This is a genomic window from Kribbella sp. WER1, from assembly GCF_054189145.1.
In genome coordinates, this window is sequence record NZ_CM135186.1 from 5,526,111 (window position 1) to 5,542,819 (window position 16,709).

Sequence of the window (16,709 nt, forward strand, 5' to 3'; positions counted from 1 at the left end):
CTGTCAGCCACACGGCCAACCGCGAGCGGCGGGCCGGACGTGTGTCCTAGCTCTCCAACGTGCTGGGAGCCGGGCGCGGGCCGTACGCTCGGTGTGACATGTCTACCTTGCGGCTGATTCCCGGTACGCCGGATGCGGTGTTGGCGGCGCTGAGCGACGTACTCGACGGGAGCGGTACGCCGTTCGCCCCGGTGCCGGCGGACGCGGTCGGGGCCGCGCGGGTGCATCAGGCGGCGGCGCCGGACGAGCCGGTCGAGGACGGCTGTGCTGTGGTGCTGACCACGTCCGGGTCCTCGGGTGAGCCGAAGGGCGTACTGCTGTCGCGGGACGCGCTGATCGCCTCGGCGGTCGCCACCCACGACCGGCTCGGCGGCCCGGGGCAGTGGCTGCTGCCGATGAAGCCGTACTTCGTCGGCGGCCTGCAGACCCTCACCCGCTCGCTGGTCGCCGGGACGACGCCGGTCATGGTCGGCGACGACTTCAGCGCCGCGGCCGGCCGCCTGACCGGGGACCGGCGGTACACCGCGATGGTCCCGACGCAGCTGGCCCGGTACCTCGACACGGACCTGGACGCGCTGCGGTCGTTCGACGCGATCATCATCGGCGGGGCGTCGACGCCCGAGCCGCTCAAGGCCCGCGCGCGGGAGGCCGGCGTGACCGCGATTCCGGCGTACGGGATGACCGAGACCGGCAGCGGGTGCGTGTACGCCGGGGTGCCGCTGGACGGTACATCGATCGACCTCGACGACGGGCGGATCCTGATCAAGGGCAGCACGCTGTTCTCCGGGTACCGGCTGCGCCCGGAGCTCACCGCCGACGTCCTGCGGGACGGCTGGTTCCGTACGCAGGACCGTGGCGAGCTGGTGGACGGACGGCTACGCGTAGTCGGCCGGGTGGACGACGTGGTGATCTCCGGCGGCGTGAACGTGACCCTGACGACCGTGCAGGCGCGGCTGCTCGAACATCCCCGGGTGAAGGACGCGGTCGTGCTGGGAGCGCCCGACGCCGAGTGGGGGACCAGGGTGGTCGCGTTCGTCGTCGGCGAGCCCGCACGCGACGAGGTCCGCGACTGGGTCAGCGAGACGCTGCCGCGGACCTGGGCACCGCAAGACGTCGTCCGGCTGGAGGCGTTGCCGATGCTTGCGTCGGGCAAGGTCGACCGGCAACGGCTGCTGGAGGACGTGCGGTGATCACGTACTCGATCGGCCTGAAGAACAAGTTCCGCGGTATTACCGTGCGCGAAGGCATGCTGTACGAAGGCCCTGCGGGCTGGGCGGAGTGGAGCCCGTTCCTGGACTACGACGACGCCACCTGCGTCTCCTGGCTCCGGGCAGCACGTGAAGCCGCCGAGGACGGCTGGCCGGCACCGGTACGCGACCAGGTGCCCGTCAACTGCACCGTTCCGGCAGTGGGCCCGGAAATGGCCGCGGCCATCGTCAGAGCCTCCGGATGCAGTACGGCGAAGGTCAAGGTGGCTGAACCGGGTCAGACGCTCGCCGACGACCTGGAGCGCGTGGAAGCGGTACGGGACGCCATTGGCAACGGGAACGTCCGTGTCGACGCCAACGGGTTGTGGACGGTCGACCAGGCGCTACAGAGCCTCAAGGAGCTGCAGCGGTTCGAGTTGGAGTACGTCGAGCAGCCCTGCGCGACTGTTGAGGAGCTGGCCGACGTCAGGCGGCGTACGGACGTCCCTGTCGCGGCTGACGAGTCCATCCGCCGGGCCGAGGACCCGTTGCGGGTGAAGAAGCTCGACGCGGCCGATATCGCCGTACTGAAGGTGCAGCCGATCGGTGGGGTCCGTGCGTGCCTGGATATCGCAGAACAGATCGGACTGCCTGTAGTGGTCTCGTCGGCGCTTGAGACGTCAGTAGGGATCGCGGCCGGCGTGGCACTCGCGGCTGCGCTTCCAGAGCTCCCGTACGCGTGTGGTCTGGCCACGGTCTCCATGTTCACGCAAGAGGTCGTTGCTGAGCCGCTCCTGCCCGTCAACGGATTCCTGCCGGTCAAACGCGTCGTCCCGGATCCCCAGCTACTACAGGGCGCACGGGCTGATGCAGACCGGACAAAGGTGTGGGAAGAGCGGCTGGCCCGAGTAAGGAGTGCCGGATGAACCCGTCCACAGCGTTCGCGACTGTGGTGGTCGATGAGCTGATCCGCTGCGGTGTCCGCGAAGCCGTGGTGTCGCCAGGGTCCCGCAGCGCGCCCCTGGCGCTGGCGCTGGCCGCCGCGGACCGTGACGGGCGGCTGCGGCTGCACGTACGCATCGACGAACGTACTGCGGGCTTCCTGGCCATCGGACTCATCCGGGGCACCGGGCTGCCGGTGCCCGTTGTGACCACATCGGGTACTGCGGTGGCGAACCTGCACCCTGCCGTGCTCGAGGCGTCGCACAGCGGGCTCCCGTTGATCGTGCTGAGCGCCGACCGGCCGCCGGCGCTACGGGGGAGCGGGGCGAACCAGACGACCGATCAGCTGAAGGTGTTCGGCACTGCGGTTCGGCTGTTCCACGAGCTGGGTACGCCGGTGCGTGAGGTCGGCCAGGTGGCGTACTGGCGGTCCGAGGTCGCGCGGGCGGTGGCCGACGCTACCGGTGCCAGGTCCGCTGACCCGGGTCCGGTGCAGCTCAACTGCCCGCTCAGCGAGCCTTTGGTACCTACCGAGGGTCCTGACTGGCCTGAGCCGTTAACAGGTCGCGGTACCGGGCCGTGGACGGCTGTGCATGCTGCGGCCGCGCAACCAGCGGCGTTGTCTCCCGGGCCGAGGACCGTGGTGGTTGCCGGTGACGGGGCATCGCAGGCGGCGCGGCTGGCGGCAGAGGCGGGGCGGTGGCCGTTGTTCGCTGAGCCTTCCAGCCGGGCACGGACCGGGCCGGCCGTCGTGAGCGCATACCGCTTATTGCTGCAGGCAAGCGAATTGGCGGGCGAGATCGAGCGGGTGCTGGTCTTCGGGCATCCGACGCTGTCCCGGCCGATCTCGCAGTTGTTGGCGCGGCCGGACGTCCAGGTGGTCGTGGTGTCGCCGACCGGGCTGTGGCCGGATCCGGCGCATCGGGCGGCGTCGGTGGTGACCGGGCTGGAGGTCACCGCGCCGGACACGACCGACTGGCTCGCGCGCTGGCAGGCCGCCGACCAGGCGGCCCGGCCGGAGATCGACAAGCTGCTCGCGGACGGCCTCAGCGGACCCCGGATCGCCCAGCTCGTCGGCGAGGCCGTCGGCGCCGACGGCATGCTCGTGGTCGCCTCCTCGAACCCGGTCCGCGACCTCGACCTGGCCCCGGTCGTCCCGATCCGGACGATCGCGAACCGCGGCCTGGCCGGGATCGACGGCACGATCTCGACCGCGGTCGGCGCCGCGCTCGCGAACGCGGGCCCGACGTACGCGCTGATCGGCGACCTCGCGTTCCTGCACGACTCCAACGGGCTGGTCATCGGCCCCGACGAGGCCCGCCCGGACCTGCGGATCGTGGTCGTCAACGACAACGGCGGCGGTATCTTCTCCACCCTCGAGCAAGGCGACCCGGCACACGCCACGCACTTCGAGCGCGTCTTCGGTACACCGCACAACGTGGACCTGTCCGCACTGTGCGCCGCGACCGGTACGCCGTACACGCTCGTGCAGACGGCCGACGAGCTGCGGGCCGCGCTCGCGCCGACGGTGGCCGGGTTGGACGTGGTCGAGGTACGGATCTCCCGCGACGGCCACCGGCCGTTGAACCGGTCGCTGGTCGAGGCGCTCAAGCAGCTGTAACAGGGACCTTCTGCGCCGGTTGGAGCGTACGGAGGTGGTTGAGCAGCGGCAGCGCGATCGCGATCACCAAGGCGGTTGTGGTGAGGATCGGGATGGTCGCACCGCGCAACGACGAGTTGAGCGGTGCCGCGATCGTAAAGATCAGGCTGACCGCGGTGATGATCGTGGTCAGCCGCCGGCCGGGACGGGCGACCGCCAGGAACGGCAGGCACCACAGGAAGTACCAGTCGTGCGCACTGGGTCCTAGGACGACAACCGCGAGCAGGGCCACCCCTACAGCACGTGCTGCGTAGTGGATGGACGACCTGAGGCTCAGCCACGCGATCAGGCTCAAAGCGGCGAGCATGCCGATCAGCCGCACGATCTGGAGAGCCTGGGCGGCGGCAGTGTCCTCTCCCAGCCAGCCGAGTACGCCGGACGCCGCCATGCCGATCAGGTTGGCGATGGAGAACGGTGAACGGACCAGCCCCGGTACGTCGAGCGCACCGAGCCAGCCGGAGCCCACACCGGTCAGGGCGCCGATCGTGACCAGCGTGACGACTGAGACGAACCCGGCGATCACCAGGCTCGCGAAACGGTGCAGCCGACCGGCCAACGGGCTCATGACCGCGGCGATGGCGATCGCTACCAGCCCGCCCGGGAGCTTTACGGCGGCAGCGGCTCCGGCTACGACGGCCGCCGTACCCCAACGGCCCGTCAGGGCGAGTGCGAAGGCGCTACAGGAGAGCCCGAGCATCAGGATGTCGTTGTGGGCGGCGCCGATGCCGTGGGTGATCAGCATGGGGTTCAGGACGACCAGCCAGGTCGCGAAGGCTGGGTCGACGCGGCAGGCGGTCGCGAGGCGCGGTATGGCCCAGGCGATGAGGACTATGCCGAGTACGGCGAGCAGGCGGTGCGCCAGCATCAGCAGGTACGGGTTCATGGTCAGGTGGGCGACCAGGCCGCCGTACGCGAGCGGTAGGGGACCGTACGGTGCAGGGGTCTGCATCCACATCGGGTCGACGGCCTCGACGATGTGGCCGGTGAGTACGGCGGGTCCTACGTCGTACGGGTTGTAGCCCTCCGCCACGAGCGCGCCCTGGGCCGCGTAGCTCCAGGCGTCGCGGCTGAACAGTGGCGGCGCCAGGAGCAACGGAATACTCCAGTACGCCGTCATCCGGAGCAGGGGGAGCCGTTCACCGGCCATCACCCGTCGTCCGGCAGTCAACCAGGCCCAGGCCATCAGCCCGAGCCCGGCCACCATGAACGTCAATCCGACCATCCGCCCGGCCAAGGAGTCCCGCAGCGGAAACGACGCAACCCACGAGGACTGGGGCACCACCGACGTCACCAGACTCGCGAGCGCGACGATGACAGAGCCGACGACCCCACGGACCATCGGCGAACGCATGGCGGCACCGTAGCGCCGCCATGCGACCGCCTGATGAACGCTAGGCAGATTCCTTCCGGAAAGTCCTTGCGCCGACAGCTAGTCCGATGATCGTCAGCAGGACGACCCAGAACAGGCCCCACAACGAGGCCGAGCTGCTGATGTCGCCGCGGAAGAGGGCGCGGACGCCGTTGACCACGTGCTTGAGCGGGCTGATGTCGGACAGCCGCTGGAGCCACTTCGGGCCGATCTGCATCGGCAGGAGGATGCCGGACAGCAGCAGAAGTGGCATCGCGATCCCGTTGAGCAGCGGGGCGAGGGCGTCCTCGCTCTTGGTGATCAGCGCGACCGAGTACGACAGCGAGGCGAACGTGGCGCCGAGCAGCGCGACGATCACCAGCGACAGCAGTACGCCGCCCCACGGCGCGCGCAACCCGAGCGGCAGCGCGGCGAGCAGCAGCAGGATCGACTGCGCGACGAGGACGACGACGTCCCGCAGTACCCGGCCGGCCATCAGCGCGATCCGGGACGCCGGGGTGACCCGGTCCGCCTCGATCACGCCGGCCCGGTACTCCGCGATCAGGCCGAAGCCGACGAACATCGCGCCGAACATGCCGAGCTGCACGATCAGGCCCGGAATGAACACCTGGTAGGCGTTCGTCGCCTGGCCCTGGCTGATCTGCGCGGTGATCGGCTTCAGCAGCGGGCCGAACAGGAACAGGTACATCAACGGCTGGCTGAGCATCAGGATCGACCACATCGGGTTCCGCAGCGACAGCCGCATCGCCCGATGGAACACGATCCAGGTCTCCCGGAGGACGGTCATGCTGCGGTCTCCTTCTCCAGCACGGGCTGGCTGTCCTCGTCGCGGAGCGACCGGCCGGTCATCGTCAGGAACACGTCGTCCAGGGTCGGGCGATGGACCTCCACCCCGTGCAGCTCGATGCCCTGGGCATCGATCGAGCGGAGCAGCCCGGGCAGCACGGACCCGCCGCGCGGGATCCGGAACCCGACCACGTCGTCCTCGGTCTCGACGTCGACCGCACCGTCGAGCTCGCGGACGATCTTCATCACCGCCGGCGCCTGCGCGACGTCGGCGATGCTCAGCCGGACCGCGTCACCGGAGACCTGCTGCTTGAGGTTGTCCGGCGTACCGGCCGCGACGATCTTGCCGTGGTCGATGACCAGGATCCGGTCGCAGAGCGCGTCCGCCTCGTCCAGGTAGTGCGTGGTCAGGAAGATCGTCGCGCCGCGGTCGCGCAGCCCGCGGATGTGCTCCCACAGGTTCGCCCGCGCCTGCGGGTCGAGGCCGGTGGTCGGCTCGTCCAGGAAGATCAGCTTCGGGTCGTGGATCAGCCCCATCACGATGTCCAGCCGGCGCCGCTGGCCGCCGGACAGCGTCTTGCACTGCCGCCGCCAGAGCCCGGGCAGGTCGAGCTCCTCGAACAGCCGCTGCCCGTCCGCGGCCGCCTTCGCCTTCGGCACGCCGTACAGCCGGGCGTGGTCGACGACCTCGTCGCCGGCCACTGCCTCGGGCAGCGTGGAGCCGCTCTGCGGGACGTACCCGATCCCCCGCCGGACCCCGACCGGGTCCTTCGCCAGGTCGCACCCGGCCACTGTCGCGGTCCCGCTGGTCGGCTTGATCAGCGTCGCCAGCATCCGCATCGTCGTCGTCTTGCCGGCCCCGTTGGGCCCGAGAAAGCCGACGATCTCCCCGTCGGCCACATCCAGGTCGACTCCTTGGACGGCCTGCACCGCCCCCCGCTTGGTCTTGAACGTCCGCACCAACCCGCGCGCTTCGATCATCATGCGAGCCAGTGTGGGTGATCAACTTTGACTAGTCAATCTTGAATAGCGGAGTTGGGGGGTGGATCAGGGATCTCCCCCCAATGCGTCACCATGCCCGGGTACGGCGCCCAGTCGGCCGGCTCGCCCGCGAACGCGTACGCGCCGTTCTGGATCCGCTCCAGGAAATCCCGCGTCCACAGCAGCTCGCCGTTGTCCCGGGCCGTCGTGATCCGGAACATCTCGACGACGTGGTTCGGCGTCGCCGGGTCCTCGAGGATCGCGCGTTCCGCGAACGGCTCGGACTTCACCGCGGACTCCAGTTGGGTGATCCGGGCCTCCAGCGCGGCGATCACCTCGTCGCGGCGCAGCGACCAGATGAAGCTGATCGTGGCCTGCATCTTGTCCGGATGGAACCCGTCGACCGTCCACAGCATCCCGCGGAGCAGCGCGAAGTACTCCGTCTCGCCGTCCGCCGTCAGCTTGTACGACGTGCGTCCGGGCCGGTGCGCGTCGTCCTGCGCGATCTCCTGCAGATACCCGTGCTTGGCCAGCGTCCGTAGCCCGGTGTAGATCGAGCCGGGGTTGATGTTCGCCCACGCCTGCACGTTCCAGGTCAGCAGTTCGCGGCGCAGCTGATATCCGTACGCCGGCTGGAAGATCCGGACGACGCCGAGCAGCAACAACCGCGTGGTGGACATGTTCGCAGTGTAAATCCGGGCGACCGGACCGCGCCCGAAGGCGTACGCTCCGCTGCATGGATGTCCGGGTGACGAGTGATCCGCAGGCCTTCGAGCGGACGGTTTTCCCTTTCCTGCAACAGGATCCGGTGCTGCACACGATCATCATGAGCAACGTCCACGAGCGCGCGAACGGCACCGCCCGCGCCGAGGACGAGCCGTCGTACTACGTGTCCGTGCACGCCCCGGACGTGGTCGGCGTCGCGATGCGGACGCCCGGGCGCGGCGTGTACGTCGGCGCGCTCCCCGAGGAGCTCGCGGACCCGATCGCCGAGGCGTACGCCGACGTACTGCCGGAGCTGAAGGGGGTCGCGGGCGACCGGCCGGCGGCGCTCCGGTTCGGGCAGCGCTGGTGCCAGCTGCGCGGCGGCACCGCGACCGAGACGCGGGGCACCCGGCTGCACAAACTGATCGAGCTCACCCCGCTCGCGGCGGACGGCGATCCGCGCCCGATGCGGTCCGACGACATCGAGGTGGTCGCCGCCTGGAGCGACGGGTTCGCCCTGGAAGCGACCGACGAGATCTCACCCGACAACCACGAGTGGGCCGAGCGGAAACTCGCGCTGGGCACGCTGGCGATCTGGGAGGCCGACGGCGTACCGGTGAGCATGGTCGGCCACCACTCGGCGCTGTTCGGCGTCTGCCGGGTCGGCCCGGTCTACACCCCGCCGGAGCACCGCCGGCACGGGTACGCCGGCGCCCTCACCAGCCACGTCAGCGCCACCATCCTTGCCGCGGGCAACCAGGCCTGCCTCTACACCGACCTCGCCAACCCGACCTCCAACAAGATCTACCACCAGGCGGGGTACCACCCGGTGGCCGACTTCGTCGACGTGGAGTTCACCACGTGATCGCCCGCACCGTACGTTTGAGAGGTCAGCCTCCGAAACGGTGGGTTCACCGCCTGCATGCAGGTAGCCAACCCACCATCTCAGTGGCTAACCCCTCAGAAAGCTGACCGCGCGGTCCGCGACTTCGTGGGGTACGGCTTCAGCTGATCTCGGTGGACTCGCCCGGGGCGAGGCCGAGGTACGGGCGCTCGTCGGAGTTCAGGAACCGGGAGAACATGCTCAGGCCGATCGGGCTGAGCAGGCCGTCGTGGATGCCGACCAGCTGGCTCGACGAGACCGTCCGGGCGTAGTCGACGGCCGGCGGCAGCGCGAACCACGGGCCGGAGATCGGCACCAGGTTCGTGTGCACCGCGCGGTCCGGCCGGGTGAACGAGTCGCCCGGGTGATAGACCGCGTCGTCGATCAGGAAGCCGACGTTCTCGCACGGCACGCCCCACTCGGGCAGGATCACCGCGTGGTCCTTGCCGTACGCACGGACCGCGAAACCGGCCGCGTCGAACGACTGGCCGTCGGCGACCACGTGCACCCGGTCGCCCAGCGCGGTCAGCTGCGCCGCGACGCCGGCGTTCGTGTACACCGGTACGTCGAGCGCGGCGACCCGGTCGACGTCGAGATGGTCCTGGTGCTCGTGCGTGACCAGGATCGCGTCGGCCTTCTCGAACGCGGCGTCCTCGCTGAACGACCCCGGGTCGACCAGCAGCGTCTTCCCGTCCTTCTCCAGCCGAACACAGGCATGAGCGAACTTCGTGAGCTTCATAAGTCTCCTAGGGCATCTCGCATCGGTACCAGCTTGGCGTTCGTCTCGGCCAGTTCGGCGTCCGGGTTCGAGCCCGCGACGATGCCGGCGCCGGCGAACAGCCGGACCCGGCGGGCGTCCTCGGGGTCGGCCTGGCCGCAGCGCAGGGCGATGCACCACTCGCCGTCGCCGGCCGCGTCCATCCAGCCGACCGGGCCGCTGAACCGGCCGCGCTGCATGCCCTCGATCTCGCCGATCAGGTCCCGCGCGACCGGGGTCGGCGTACCGCAGACCGCGGCGGACGGGTGCAGGGCGGCGGCCAGGCCGAGGGCGGAGGCGCCGTTGTTCGCGACGCCGGCGACGTCGGTGGCCAGGTGCATCACGTTCGGCAGGTGCAGCACGAACGGGGTCTCCGGGACGTTCATCGACGAGCAGTGCGGCTCCAGCGCGTCGGCGACCGAGCGGACCGCGAACTCGTGCTCCTCGAGGTCCTTCGAGGACCGCGCCAGCGACGCGGCCAGGGCCAGGTCGTGCGCGTCGTCGCCGGTCCGGCGGATCGTGCCGGCCAGCACCCGCGAGGTGATCAGGCCCTTCTCCCGGCGGACCAGCAGCTCGGGCGTGGCGCCGATCAGGCCGTCGACGGAGAACGTCCAGCAGTTCGGGTACGCCGTGGCCAGCCGGTGCAGCGGCCACCGCAGGTCGATCGGCTGCTCGGCGATCGCGATCAGGTCCCGGGCCAGCACCACCTTGTCCAGGTCGCCCGCGGTGATCCGGCGGACCGCGTCGGCGACGATGCTCGACCAGGCGGTCCCGGTCCGGGCACCGTCGGCGAACGTCACGTCGTACACCGGGGACGGCTCGTGGATCCGCAGCTCCGGCGGCGCGGCCAGCGAACTGGCCGGCGAGATCGTCGTCACCCAGGTGGTACCGGCCCGGCGGCCGACGATCACCTCGGGGACCACCAGCTCGCTCGGGTCGGAGTCGGTGAAGCCGAACGAGCCGAAGCACACCAGCCCGGAGCCCGGTACGCCGAGCTCGTCGCGGACCACGGCGGCCCCGACGAGCTCCTGCCACCAGCGCGCGGCCTGCTCGAAGCGGTTGCTCCCGGCAACGTCGAGCCGAGCGGCGACGCCCCAGCCGACGTGGCCGTCGCCCCGCCGTACCCACGCGAGTCCGCCGTCGTCCGGCAGATGGTCGAGCAGGTGCGCCGACACGCCGTCCACCGGTTGACTGCGAACCACCAACTGCGGTGCGGGGCCTCGGGTCGCGAGGGCCGCACGGCTACCTGGAGATGCACTCACGAAATGCAAGAGTATGCCTCCTGTCTTTCCACCCTCCCCTCGCGTGATGAACCTCGCGTCCTGCACCGCCCTCCGAGCACCATCTCCGGCGCCCAGGCGGGCACCTCGCTGCGTTGGAGGGCGAGGCACGATGAAACCCGCATCGAGCCCCGCCCTCCGCCTTGCGATGCACCCACCTGGACACCGGAGCCGGCGCTCGGATGACGGTGCAGGACACTAGACAGGTGACGCGCGCAGACCTGAGCAAGCAACCGCACGACGTGGCGGCCATGTTCGACAACGTCGCCGAGGGGTACGACCGGACCAACGCGGTCGCGACGATGGGGCTGGAGAAGCTGTACTGGCGGCCCGCGACGCTGGCCGAGATCGCGCCCCGGAAGGGGCTGAAGATCCTCGACCTGGCGGCCGGCACCGGCGCGTCCAGCATCAACCTGCGGGAGTCCGGGGCCGAGGTGGTGTCCTGCGACTTCTCGGTCGGCATGCTCACGGTCGGCAAGCGCCGGCACCCGGAGCTGGACCTGATCGCCGGTGACGCGCTGCGGCTGCCGTTCGCGGACGAGTCGTTCGACGTGGTGACGATCTCCTGGGCGCTGCGGAACGTGAACGACGTACCGCTGGCGCTGCGCGAGATGCTCCGGGTGACCCGGCCGGGCGGGCGGCTCGTCGTACTCGAGCAGTCGCATCCGACCTGGAAGCCGTTCCGGGTGGTGTACCTGGAGTACATGATGCGGGCGGTGCCGGCGGTGGCGAAGGTGGTGTCGACGAACCCCGAGGCGTACGAGTACCTGGCCGAGTCGACCCGCGCCTGGCTGCCGCAGGAGCCGCTGGCCCGGGCGATCGAGGACGCCGGCTGGACCAGGGTGCAATGGCGCAACCTGACCGGCGGCCTGGTCGCCATCCACCGGGCGGTCAAGCCCAGTTGATGCCCAGTTAATTACGCAACGGAATTTAAGCGAAATTGGCTTGCCCGCAAGGCGGTTGGGGCGAGTTTCGTGTCCACGTCAGGCAGTCCTAGACTGTCGAGTGAAGAGTGCTCGTGAAGTCGTTCACGAGCGCACACGCCCCCCAAGAACATCCAGGCCGGAGAGATGAGCCAGAGCGTGCCGAGCGGGCAGCAGGCGGAGACCGCCGATGTGATCGTCGTCGGTGCCGGACCCGCCGGATCGGCAGCCGCGTACCACCTGGCGAACGCTGGTCTCGACGTACTGCTGCTGGAGAAGACCGCGTTCCCGCGGGAGAAGGTGTGCGGCGACGGGCTGACCCCACGCGGCACCAAGCAGCTGATCAACATGGGGATCGACATCTCCGAGGACGCCGGCTGGATCCGCAACTACGGCCTCCGGATCCAGGGCGCCGGGCACCAGTTGCAGCTGGACTGGCCGGATCTGGCCAGCCACCCGAACTACGGCCTGACCCGGAACCGGATGGACTTCGACGACATGCTCGCCCGGCAGGCCGTGAAGGCCGGGGCGCGGCTGCGTGAGCGGACGAACGTCAGCGGCCCGATCCTGGACGACCGCGGCCACATCGTCGGCGTCACCGCGAAGCCGGTCGACGACAACGGCCGGCGGGCCGGTGCCGACGTCGAGTTCCGGGCGCCGCTGGTGATGGCCGCCGACGGCAACTCCTCCCGGCTGAGCATCGCGATGGGCCTGCACAAGCGCGACGACCGCCCGATGGGTGTCGCCGTCCGGACGTACTTCACCAGCCCGCGGACCGACGACGACTACCTCGAGTCCTGGCTGGAGCTGTGGGCCGACGACCCGAAGCAGCCGGGCGGCAAAGTGCTGCTGCCGGGGTACGGCTGGATCTTCGGGATGGGCGACGGCACCGTGAACGTCGGCCTCGGCATCCTGAACACCTCCGAAGCGTTCGGCAAGGTCGACTACGCCGACCTGCTGAAGGCGTGGCTGAAGAACACGCCGGAGGAGTGGCAGTTCCGCGACGAGTTCCAGACCATCCCGATCCGCGGGGCGGCGCTGCCGATGGGCTTCAACCGGCAACCGCACTACACCCGCGGCCTGATGCTGCTCGGCGACGCCGGCGGCATGGTCAACCCGTTCAACGGCGAGGGCATCCCGTACGCGATGGAGTCCGGGGCGTTCGCCGCCGAGGTCGCCGCCCAGGCGCTGCGCCGGCAGCCGAACCAGCGGGAGCGCGCGTTGTCGGCGTACCCGAAGGCGCTGAAGCAGGAGTACGGCGGCTACTACACGCTCGGCCGGATCTTCGTGAAGCTGATCGGAAATCCGGAGGTGATGCGGCTGTGCACCAAGTACGGTCTGCCGCGCACCACCTTGATGAAGTTCACCTTGAAGTTGCTTGCCAACCTCACCGACCCGCGGGACGGGGACGTGATGGACAAGATCATCAACGGGCTCACCAAGCTGGCTCCCGCTGCCTGAAGCGGCGGGGCGAGTGAGCTGAGCCACAGCGGTACTGATAACAACAGACAAGAACAGACACAGACAGACCACCGGCTGAAGGAGGGAGCACGCAGCGATGCACCCCTACACACCGATTCTTGCTCTTGGTGTGCTCGCGCTGCTCTTCGTGGCGGGCAGCATCACCGTGAGTGCGCTGGTCGGCCCGAAGCGGTACAACCGGGCCAGGCTGGACTCGTACGAGTGCGGCATCGAACCGACCCCGCAGCCGGTCGGCGGCGGCCGCTTCCCGGTGAAGTACTACATCACCGCGATGCTGTTCATCGTGTTCGACATCGAGATCATCTTCCTCTACCCGTGGGCGGTCGCCTTCGACCAGATGGCGCTCTTCGGGCTGGTCGAGATGGTCATCTTCATCGTCACCGTCTTCATCGCCTACACCTACGTGTGGCGTCGCGGCGGACTGGAGTGGGACTGACATGGGTCTTGAGGAACAGCTTCCGGCAGGCGTCCTGCTGAGCACGGTCGAAGGACTGCTCGGCTACATGCGCAAGGCCTCGTTGTGGCCGGCAACCTTCGGGCTGGCCTGCTGCGCCATCGAGATGATGACCACCGGCGCCCCGCGGTACGACGCCGCGCGGTTCGGTATGGAGGTCTTCCGGGCATCGCCGCGGCAGGCCGACCTGATGATCGTTGCCGGCCGGGTGAGCCAGAAGATGGCGCCGGTTCTGCGCCAGATCTACGACCAGATGCCCGGCCCGAAGTGGGTGCTGGCGATGGGCGTCTGCGCCTCCTCGGGCGGCATGTTCAACAACTACGCGATCGTGCAGGGCGTGGACCACGTCGTACCCGTCGACATGTACCTGCCGGGCTGCCCGCCGCGGCCGGAGATGCTGCTGGACGCGTTCCTGAAGATCCACGACCAGATCCAGCACATGAAGCTCGGCGCGCACAAGAAGGCGCTGCAGACCGAGCAGGAGGTCGCGGCCCTGACCGCCGCGCCGACCATTGAGATGAAGGGGCTGCTCAGGTGAGCGACTCTCAGCCCGAGAACCTTCCGGCGACCAGCGCGGCGAGCGACGCGCAGACGCCGCAGGCCGAGGTGATCGACCAGCGCGAGGGCATGTTCGGTGTCCGCGGCACCGGTGACACCTCCGGCTTCGGTGGCCTGAAGCGTCAGGTCGCGCTGCCTGGCGCGACCCCGCGGCCGTACGGCTCCTGGTTCGACGGCGCTGTGGACCGGCTCGAGGGCCTGACCACCGCGGGTGCGATCGAGAAGGTCGTCGTCGACCGCGGCGAGCTGACGCTGCACATCCAGCGCGAGCACCTGGTCGAGGTCTGCCAGCAGCTGCGCGACGACGAGGCGCTGCGGTTCGAGTTCTGCTCCGGCGTCAGCGGGGTGCACTACCCGCACGAGACCGGCCGCGAGCTGCACGCCGTCTACCACTTCCTCTCGATCACCCACAACCGCCGGATCCGGCTGGAGGTGTCGGCGCCCGACGGCGACGCGCACATCCCGTCGATCGTCTCGGTCTACCCGGCCAACGACTGGCACGAGCGGGAGACCTGGGACTTCTTCGGCATCGTCTTCGACGGGCACCCGGCGCTGACCCGGATCCAGATGCCCGACGACTGGCCGGGTCACCCGCAGCGCAAGGACTACCCGCTCGGCGGTATCGACGTCGAGTACAAGGGCGCTGTCATCCCACCGCCCGACACGCGGAGGTCGTACAACTGATGACCACTACAGACCCGTACGCGACTACTCGCGACACCACCGAGGGCAAGGTCTTCACCGTCACCGGCCAGGACTGGGACTCGGTCGTCTCCGGTCTCGGCGAGGAGCCGGAAGAGCGCGTCGTCGTCAACATGGGCCCGCAGCACCCGTCCACGCACGGCGTACTGCGGCTGATCCTCGAGCTCGACGGTGAGAACGTGACCGAGGCCCGCTGCGGCATCGGCTACCTGCACACCGGCATCGAGAAGAACATGGAGTTCCGCTCCTGGACGCAGGGCGTCACGTTCTGCACCCGGATGGACTACCTGTCGCCGTTCCACAACGAGGCGGCGTACTGCCTGGCGGTCGAGAAGCTGCTCGGGATCGAGGACCAGATCCCGGAGAAGGCGAACGTCATGCGGGTGCTCCTGATGGAGCTCAACCGGATCAGCAGCCACCTGGTCTGTATCGCCACCGGCGGTATGGAGATCGGCGCGCTGACCGTGATGACGATCGGCTTCCGCGAGCGTGAGATGACGCTGGACCTGTTCGAGCTGATCACCGGCCTTCGGATGAACCACGCGTTCATCCGGCCGGGCGGCGTCGCCCAGGACCTGCCCCCGGGCGCGCTGGACAAGATCCGCGAGTACATCGGCTGGATGAAGAAGCACCTGCCGGAGTACGCCGAGCTCTGCAACGCGAACCCGATCTTCAAGGCCCGGCTGGGCAACGTCGGCTACCTGGACCTGGCCGGCTGCATGGCGCTCGGCATCTCCGGCCCGACGGTCCGCTCCACCGGCTACGCGATGGACCTGCGCAAGACCCAGCCGTACTGCGGGTACGAGACGTACGACTTCGACGTCCCGACCTGGGACACCTCGGACTCCTACGGGCGGTTCCGGGTGCGGCTGCAGGAGATGTGGGAGTCGCTGAAGATCGTAGAGCAGTGCGCCGACCGGCTGGAGAAGATGGAAGGCCAGCCGGTGATGATCGGTGACAAGAAGATCGGCTGGCCGAGCCAGCTGGCCGTCGGCGCCGACGGGATGGGCAACTCGCTCGACCACATCAAGCACATCATGGGCGAGTCGATGGAAGCGCTGATCCATCACTTCAAGCTGGTCACCGAGGGCTTCCGGGTCCCGGCCGGCCAGGCCTACGTGGCGATCGAGTCGCCGCGTGGCGAGCTCGGTGCGCACGTCGTCTCCGACGGCGGCACCAAGCCGTACCGGGTGCACTTCCGTGACCCGTCCTTCGCAAACCTGCAGGCGATGCCGATCATGTGCGAGGGCGGCCAGGTCGCCGACGTGATCGTCGCCGTCGCCAGCCTTGACCCGGTGATGGGTGGAGTGGACCGCTAAATGGCCGAGAACCACACGACGTCAACCGACAAGACGGTGCCCTACAGCACCGGCGACTCGAAGATCACCGAGACCACGATCGCGGAGATGCGCGAGATCGCGGCCCGGTACCCCGAGGCCCGGTCGGCGCTGCTGCCGATGCTGCACCTGGTGCAGTCGGTCGAGGGCCGGGTCACCCCGGAGGGCATCGAGGCCTGCGCCGACGTGCTCGGGCTGACCGGCGCCGAGGTGTCCGCGGTGGCGACGTTCTACACGATGTACAAGCGCCGTCCGGTCGGCGACTACCACGTCGGCGTCTGCACGAACACGCTGTGCGCGGTGATGGGCGGCGACCTGATCTTCGAGCGGCTGAAGCAGCACCTCGACGTCGGCAACGACGAGACCACCGAGGACGGCAAGGTCACCCTCGAGCACCTCGAGTGCAACGCGGCCTGCGACTACGCGCCGGTGATGATGGTCAACTGGGAGTTCTTCGACGACATGACGCCGGAGTCCGCCACCCAGCTGGTCGACGACCTGCGCGCCGGCGCCGAGGTGAAGTCGCCGCGCGGCGCCACCATCTGCACCTGGCGGGAGGCCGAGCGCGTGCTGGCCGGCTACCCGGACGGCCGCGCCGACGAGGGCCCGACCGGCGGCAAGGCGTCGCTGGCCGGTCTCCGGCTGGCCCGCGAGCGCAACTGGTCGGCCCCGAACGGTTCCGAGACCCCGAAGGAGGGCTGAC

At 69.4% G+C, this 16,709-nt stretch carries 17 protein-coding genes; 11 read left to right on the forward strand and 6 right to left on the reverse strand.

The window, feature by feature from the left end:
* The first annotated feature begins 98 nt into the window (after positions 1–98).
* Genes menE through menD form a run of 3 tightly spaced genes read left to right on the forward strand, consistent with a single transcriptional unit; the run spans position 99 to position 3,750 of the window.
* Complete coding sequence (gene menE, locus ACXJJ3_RS26870) at positions 99–1,190, forward strand: o-succinylbenzoate--CoA ligase (RefSeq protein WP_458164622.1); 1,092 nt, start codon at positions 99–101, stop codon at positions 1,188–1,190.
* Entirely contained in the window at positions 1,187–2,113 is a 927-nt protein-coding gene (locus ACXJJ3_RS26875) for an o-succinylbenzoate synthase (protein ID WP_458164623.1), read from the forward strand. Before menE ends, ACXJJ3_RS26875 begins: the two co-directional genes overlap by 4 nt.
* On the forward strand, positions 2,110–3,750 hold the full coding sequence (gene menD, locus ACXJJ3_RS26880) for a 2-succinyl-5-enolpyruvyl-6-hydroxy-3-cyclohexene-1-carboxylic-acid synthase (protein WP_458164624.1): 1,641 nt from the start codon (positions 2,110–2,112) through the stop codon (positions 3,748–3,750). Before ACXJJ3_RS26875 ends, menD begins: the two co-directional genes overlap by 4 nt.
* Here the strand turns inward: menD and mptB are convergent.
* Genes mptB through ACXJJ3_RS26900 form a run of 4 tightly spaced genes read right to left on the reverse strand, consistent with a single transcriptional unit; the run spans position 3,737 to position 7,605 of the window.
* Positions 3,737–5,140 (reverse strand): polyprenol phosphomannose-dependent alpha 1,6 mannosyltransferase MptB, encoded by a 1,404-nt coding sequence (gene mptB, locus ACXJJ3_RS26885; RefSeq protein WP_458164625.1) that lies wholly within the window; start codon positions 5,138–5,140, stop codon positions 3,737–3,739. The two genes, menD and mptB, sit on opposite strands and share 14 nt — an antisense overlap.
* 40 nt (positions 5,141–5,180) lie before the next feature.
* Positions 5,181–5,945 (reverse strand): ABC transporter permease, encoded by a 765-nt coding sequence (locus tag ACXJJ3_RS26890; protein WP_458164626.1) that lies wholly within the window; start codon positions 5,943–5,945, stop codon positions 5,181–5,183.
* Positions 5,942–6,928 (reverse strand): ATP-binding cassette domain-containing protein, encoded by a 987-nt coding sequence (locus ACXJJ3_RS26895; RefSeq protein WP_458164627.1) that lies wholly within the window; start codon positions 6,926–6,928, stop codon positions 5,942–5,944. The genes ACXJJ3_RS26890 and ACXJJ3_RS26895 overlap by 4 nt, the downstream gene beginning before the upstream one ends.
* Positions 6,929–6,960: 32 nt before the next feature.
* Entirely contained in the window at positions 6,961–7,605 is a 645-nt protein-coding gene (locus ACXJJ3_RS26900) for a PadR family transcriptional regulator (RefSeq protein WP_458164628.1), read from the reverse strand.
* 56 nt (positions 7,606–7,661) lie between these two features.
* On the opposite strand from ACXJJ3_RS26900, the gene ACXJJ3_RS26905 reads away from it, so the two are divergent.
* The gene (locus ACXJJ3_RS26905) at positions 7,662–8,495 is read left to right on the forward strand and encodes a GNAT family N-acetyltransferase (protein ID WP_458164629.1); all 834 of its coding nucleotides are present in this window, start codon (positions 7,662–7,664) and stop codon (positions 8,493–8,495) included.
* 139 nt (positions 8,496–8,634) lie between these two features.
* On the opposite strand, the gene ACXJJ3_RS26910 is transcribed toward ACXJJ3_RS26905, so the two are convergent.
* Together ACXJJ3_RS26910 and ACXJJ3_RS26915 are read right to left on the reverse strand one after the other, a co-directional pair.
* Entirely contained in the window at positions 8,635–9,252 is a 618-nt protein-coding gene (locus tag ACXJJ3_RS26910) for an MBL fold metallo-hydrolase (protein ID WP_458164630.1), read from the reverse strand.
* Positions 9,249–10,532: an isochorismate synthase gene (locus tag ACXJJ3_RS26915; RefSeq protein WP_458164631.1), complete on the reverse strand. Its 1,284-nt coding sequence runs from the start codon at positions 10,530–10,532 to the stop codon at positions 9,249–9,251. Before ACXJJ3_RS26915 ends, ACXJJ3_RS26910 begins: the two co-directional genes overlap by 4 nt.
* A gap of 224 nt (positions 10,533–10,756) precedes the next feature.
* On the opposite strand from ACXJJ3_RS26915, the gene ACXJJ3_RS26920 reads away from it, so the two are divergent.
* From ACXJJ3_RS26920 to nuoE, 7 genes are all read left to right on the forward strand, one after another.
* Complete coding sequence (locus ACXJJ3_RS26920; protein ID WP_458164632.1) at positions 10,757–11,455, forward strand: demethylmenaquinone methyltransferase; 699 nt, start codon at positions 10,757–10,759, stop codon at positions 11,453–11,455.
* 165 nt (positions 11,456–11,620) lie between these two features.
* Complete coding sequence (locus ACXJJ3_RS26925; RefSeq protein ID WP_458164633.1) at positions 11,621–12,934, forward strand: geranylgeranyl reductase family protein; 1,314 nt, start codon at positions 11,621–11,623, stop codon at positions 12,932–12,934.
* 97 nt (positions 12,935–13,031) lie between these two features.
* On the forward strand, positions 13,032–13,391 hold the full coding sequence (locus ACXJJ3_RS26930; RefSeq protein ID WP_380195354.1) for an NADH-quinone oxidoreductase subunit A: 360 nt from the start codon (positions 13,032–13,034) through the stop codon (positions 13,389–13,391).
* 1 nt (position 13,392) lies between these two features.
* Positions 13,393–13,947, forward strand: coding sequence for a NuoB/complex I 20 kDa subunit family protein (locus tag ACXJJ3_RS26935; protein ID WP_458164634.1), 555 nt, complete (start codon positions 13,393–13,395; stop codon positions 13,945–13,947).
* Positions 13,944–14,651 carry an NADH-quinone oxidoreductase subunit C gene (locus ACXJJ3_RS26940; protein WP_458164635.1) on the forward strand — a complete coding sequence of 236 codons (708 nt, stop codon included), beginning with the start codon at positions 13,944–13,946 and terminating at the stop codon, positions 14,649–14,651. The genes ACXJJ3_RS26935 and ACXJJ3_RS26940 overlap by 4 nt, the downstream gene beginning before the upstream one ends.
* Positions 14,651–15,988, forward strand: coding sequence for an NADH-quinone oxidoreductase subunit D (locus tag ACXJJ3_RS26945; RefSeq protein WP_458164636.1), 1,338 nt, complete (start codon positions 14,651–14,653; stop codon positions 15,986–15,988). The genes ACXJJ3_RS26940 and ACXJJ3_RS26945 overlap by 1 nt, the downstream gene beginning before the upstream one ends.
* Entirely contained in the window at positions 15,989–16,708 is a 720-nt protein-coding gene (gene nuoE / locus ACXJJ3_RS26950; RefSeq protein ID WP_458164637.1) for an NADH-quinone oxidoreductase subunit NuoE, read from the forward strand.
* The last annotated feature ends 1 nt before the right edge of the window (position 16,709 follow it).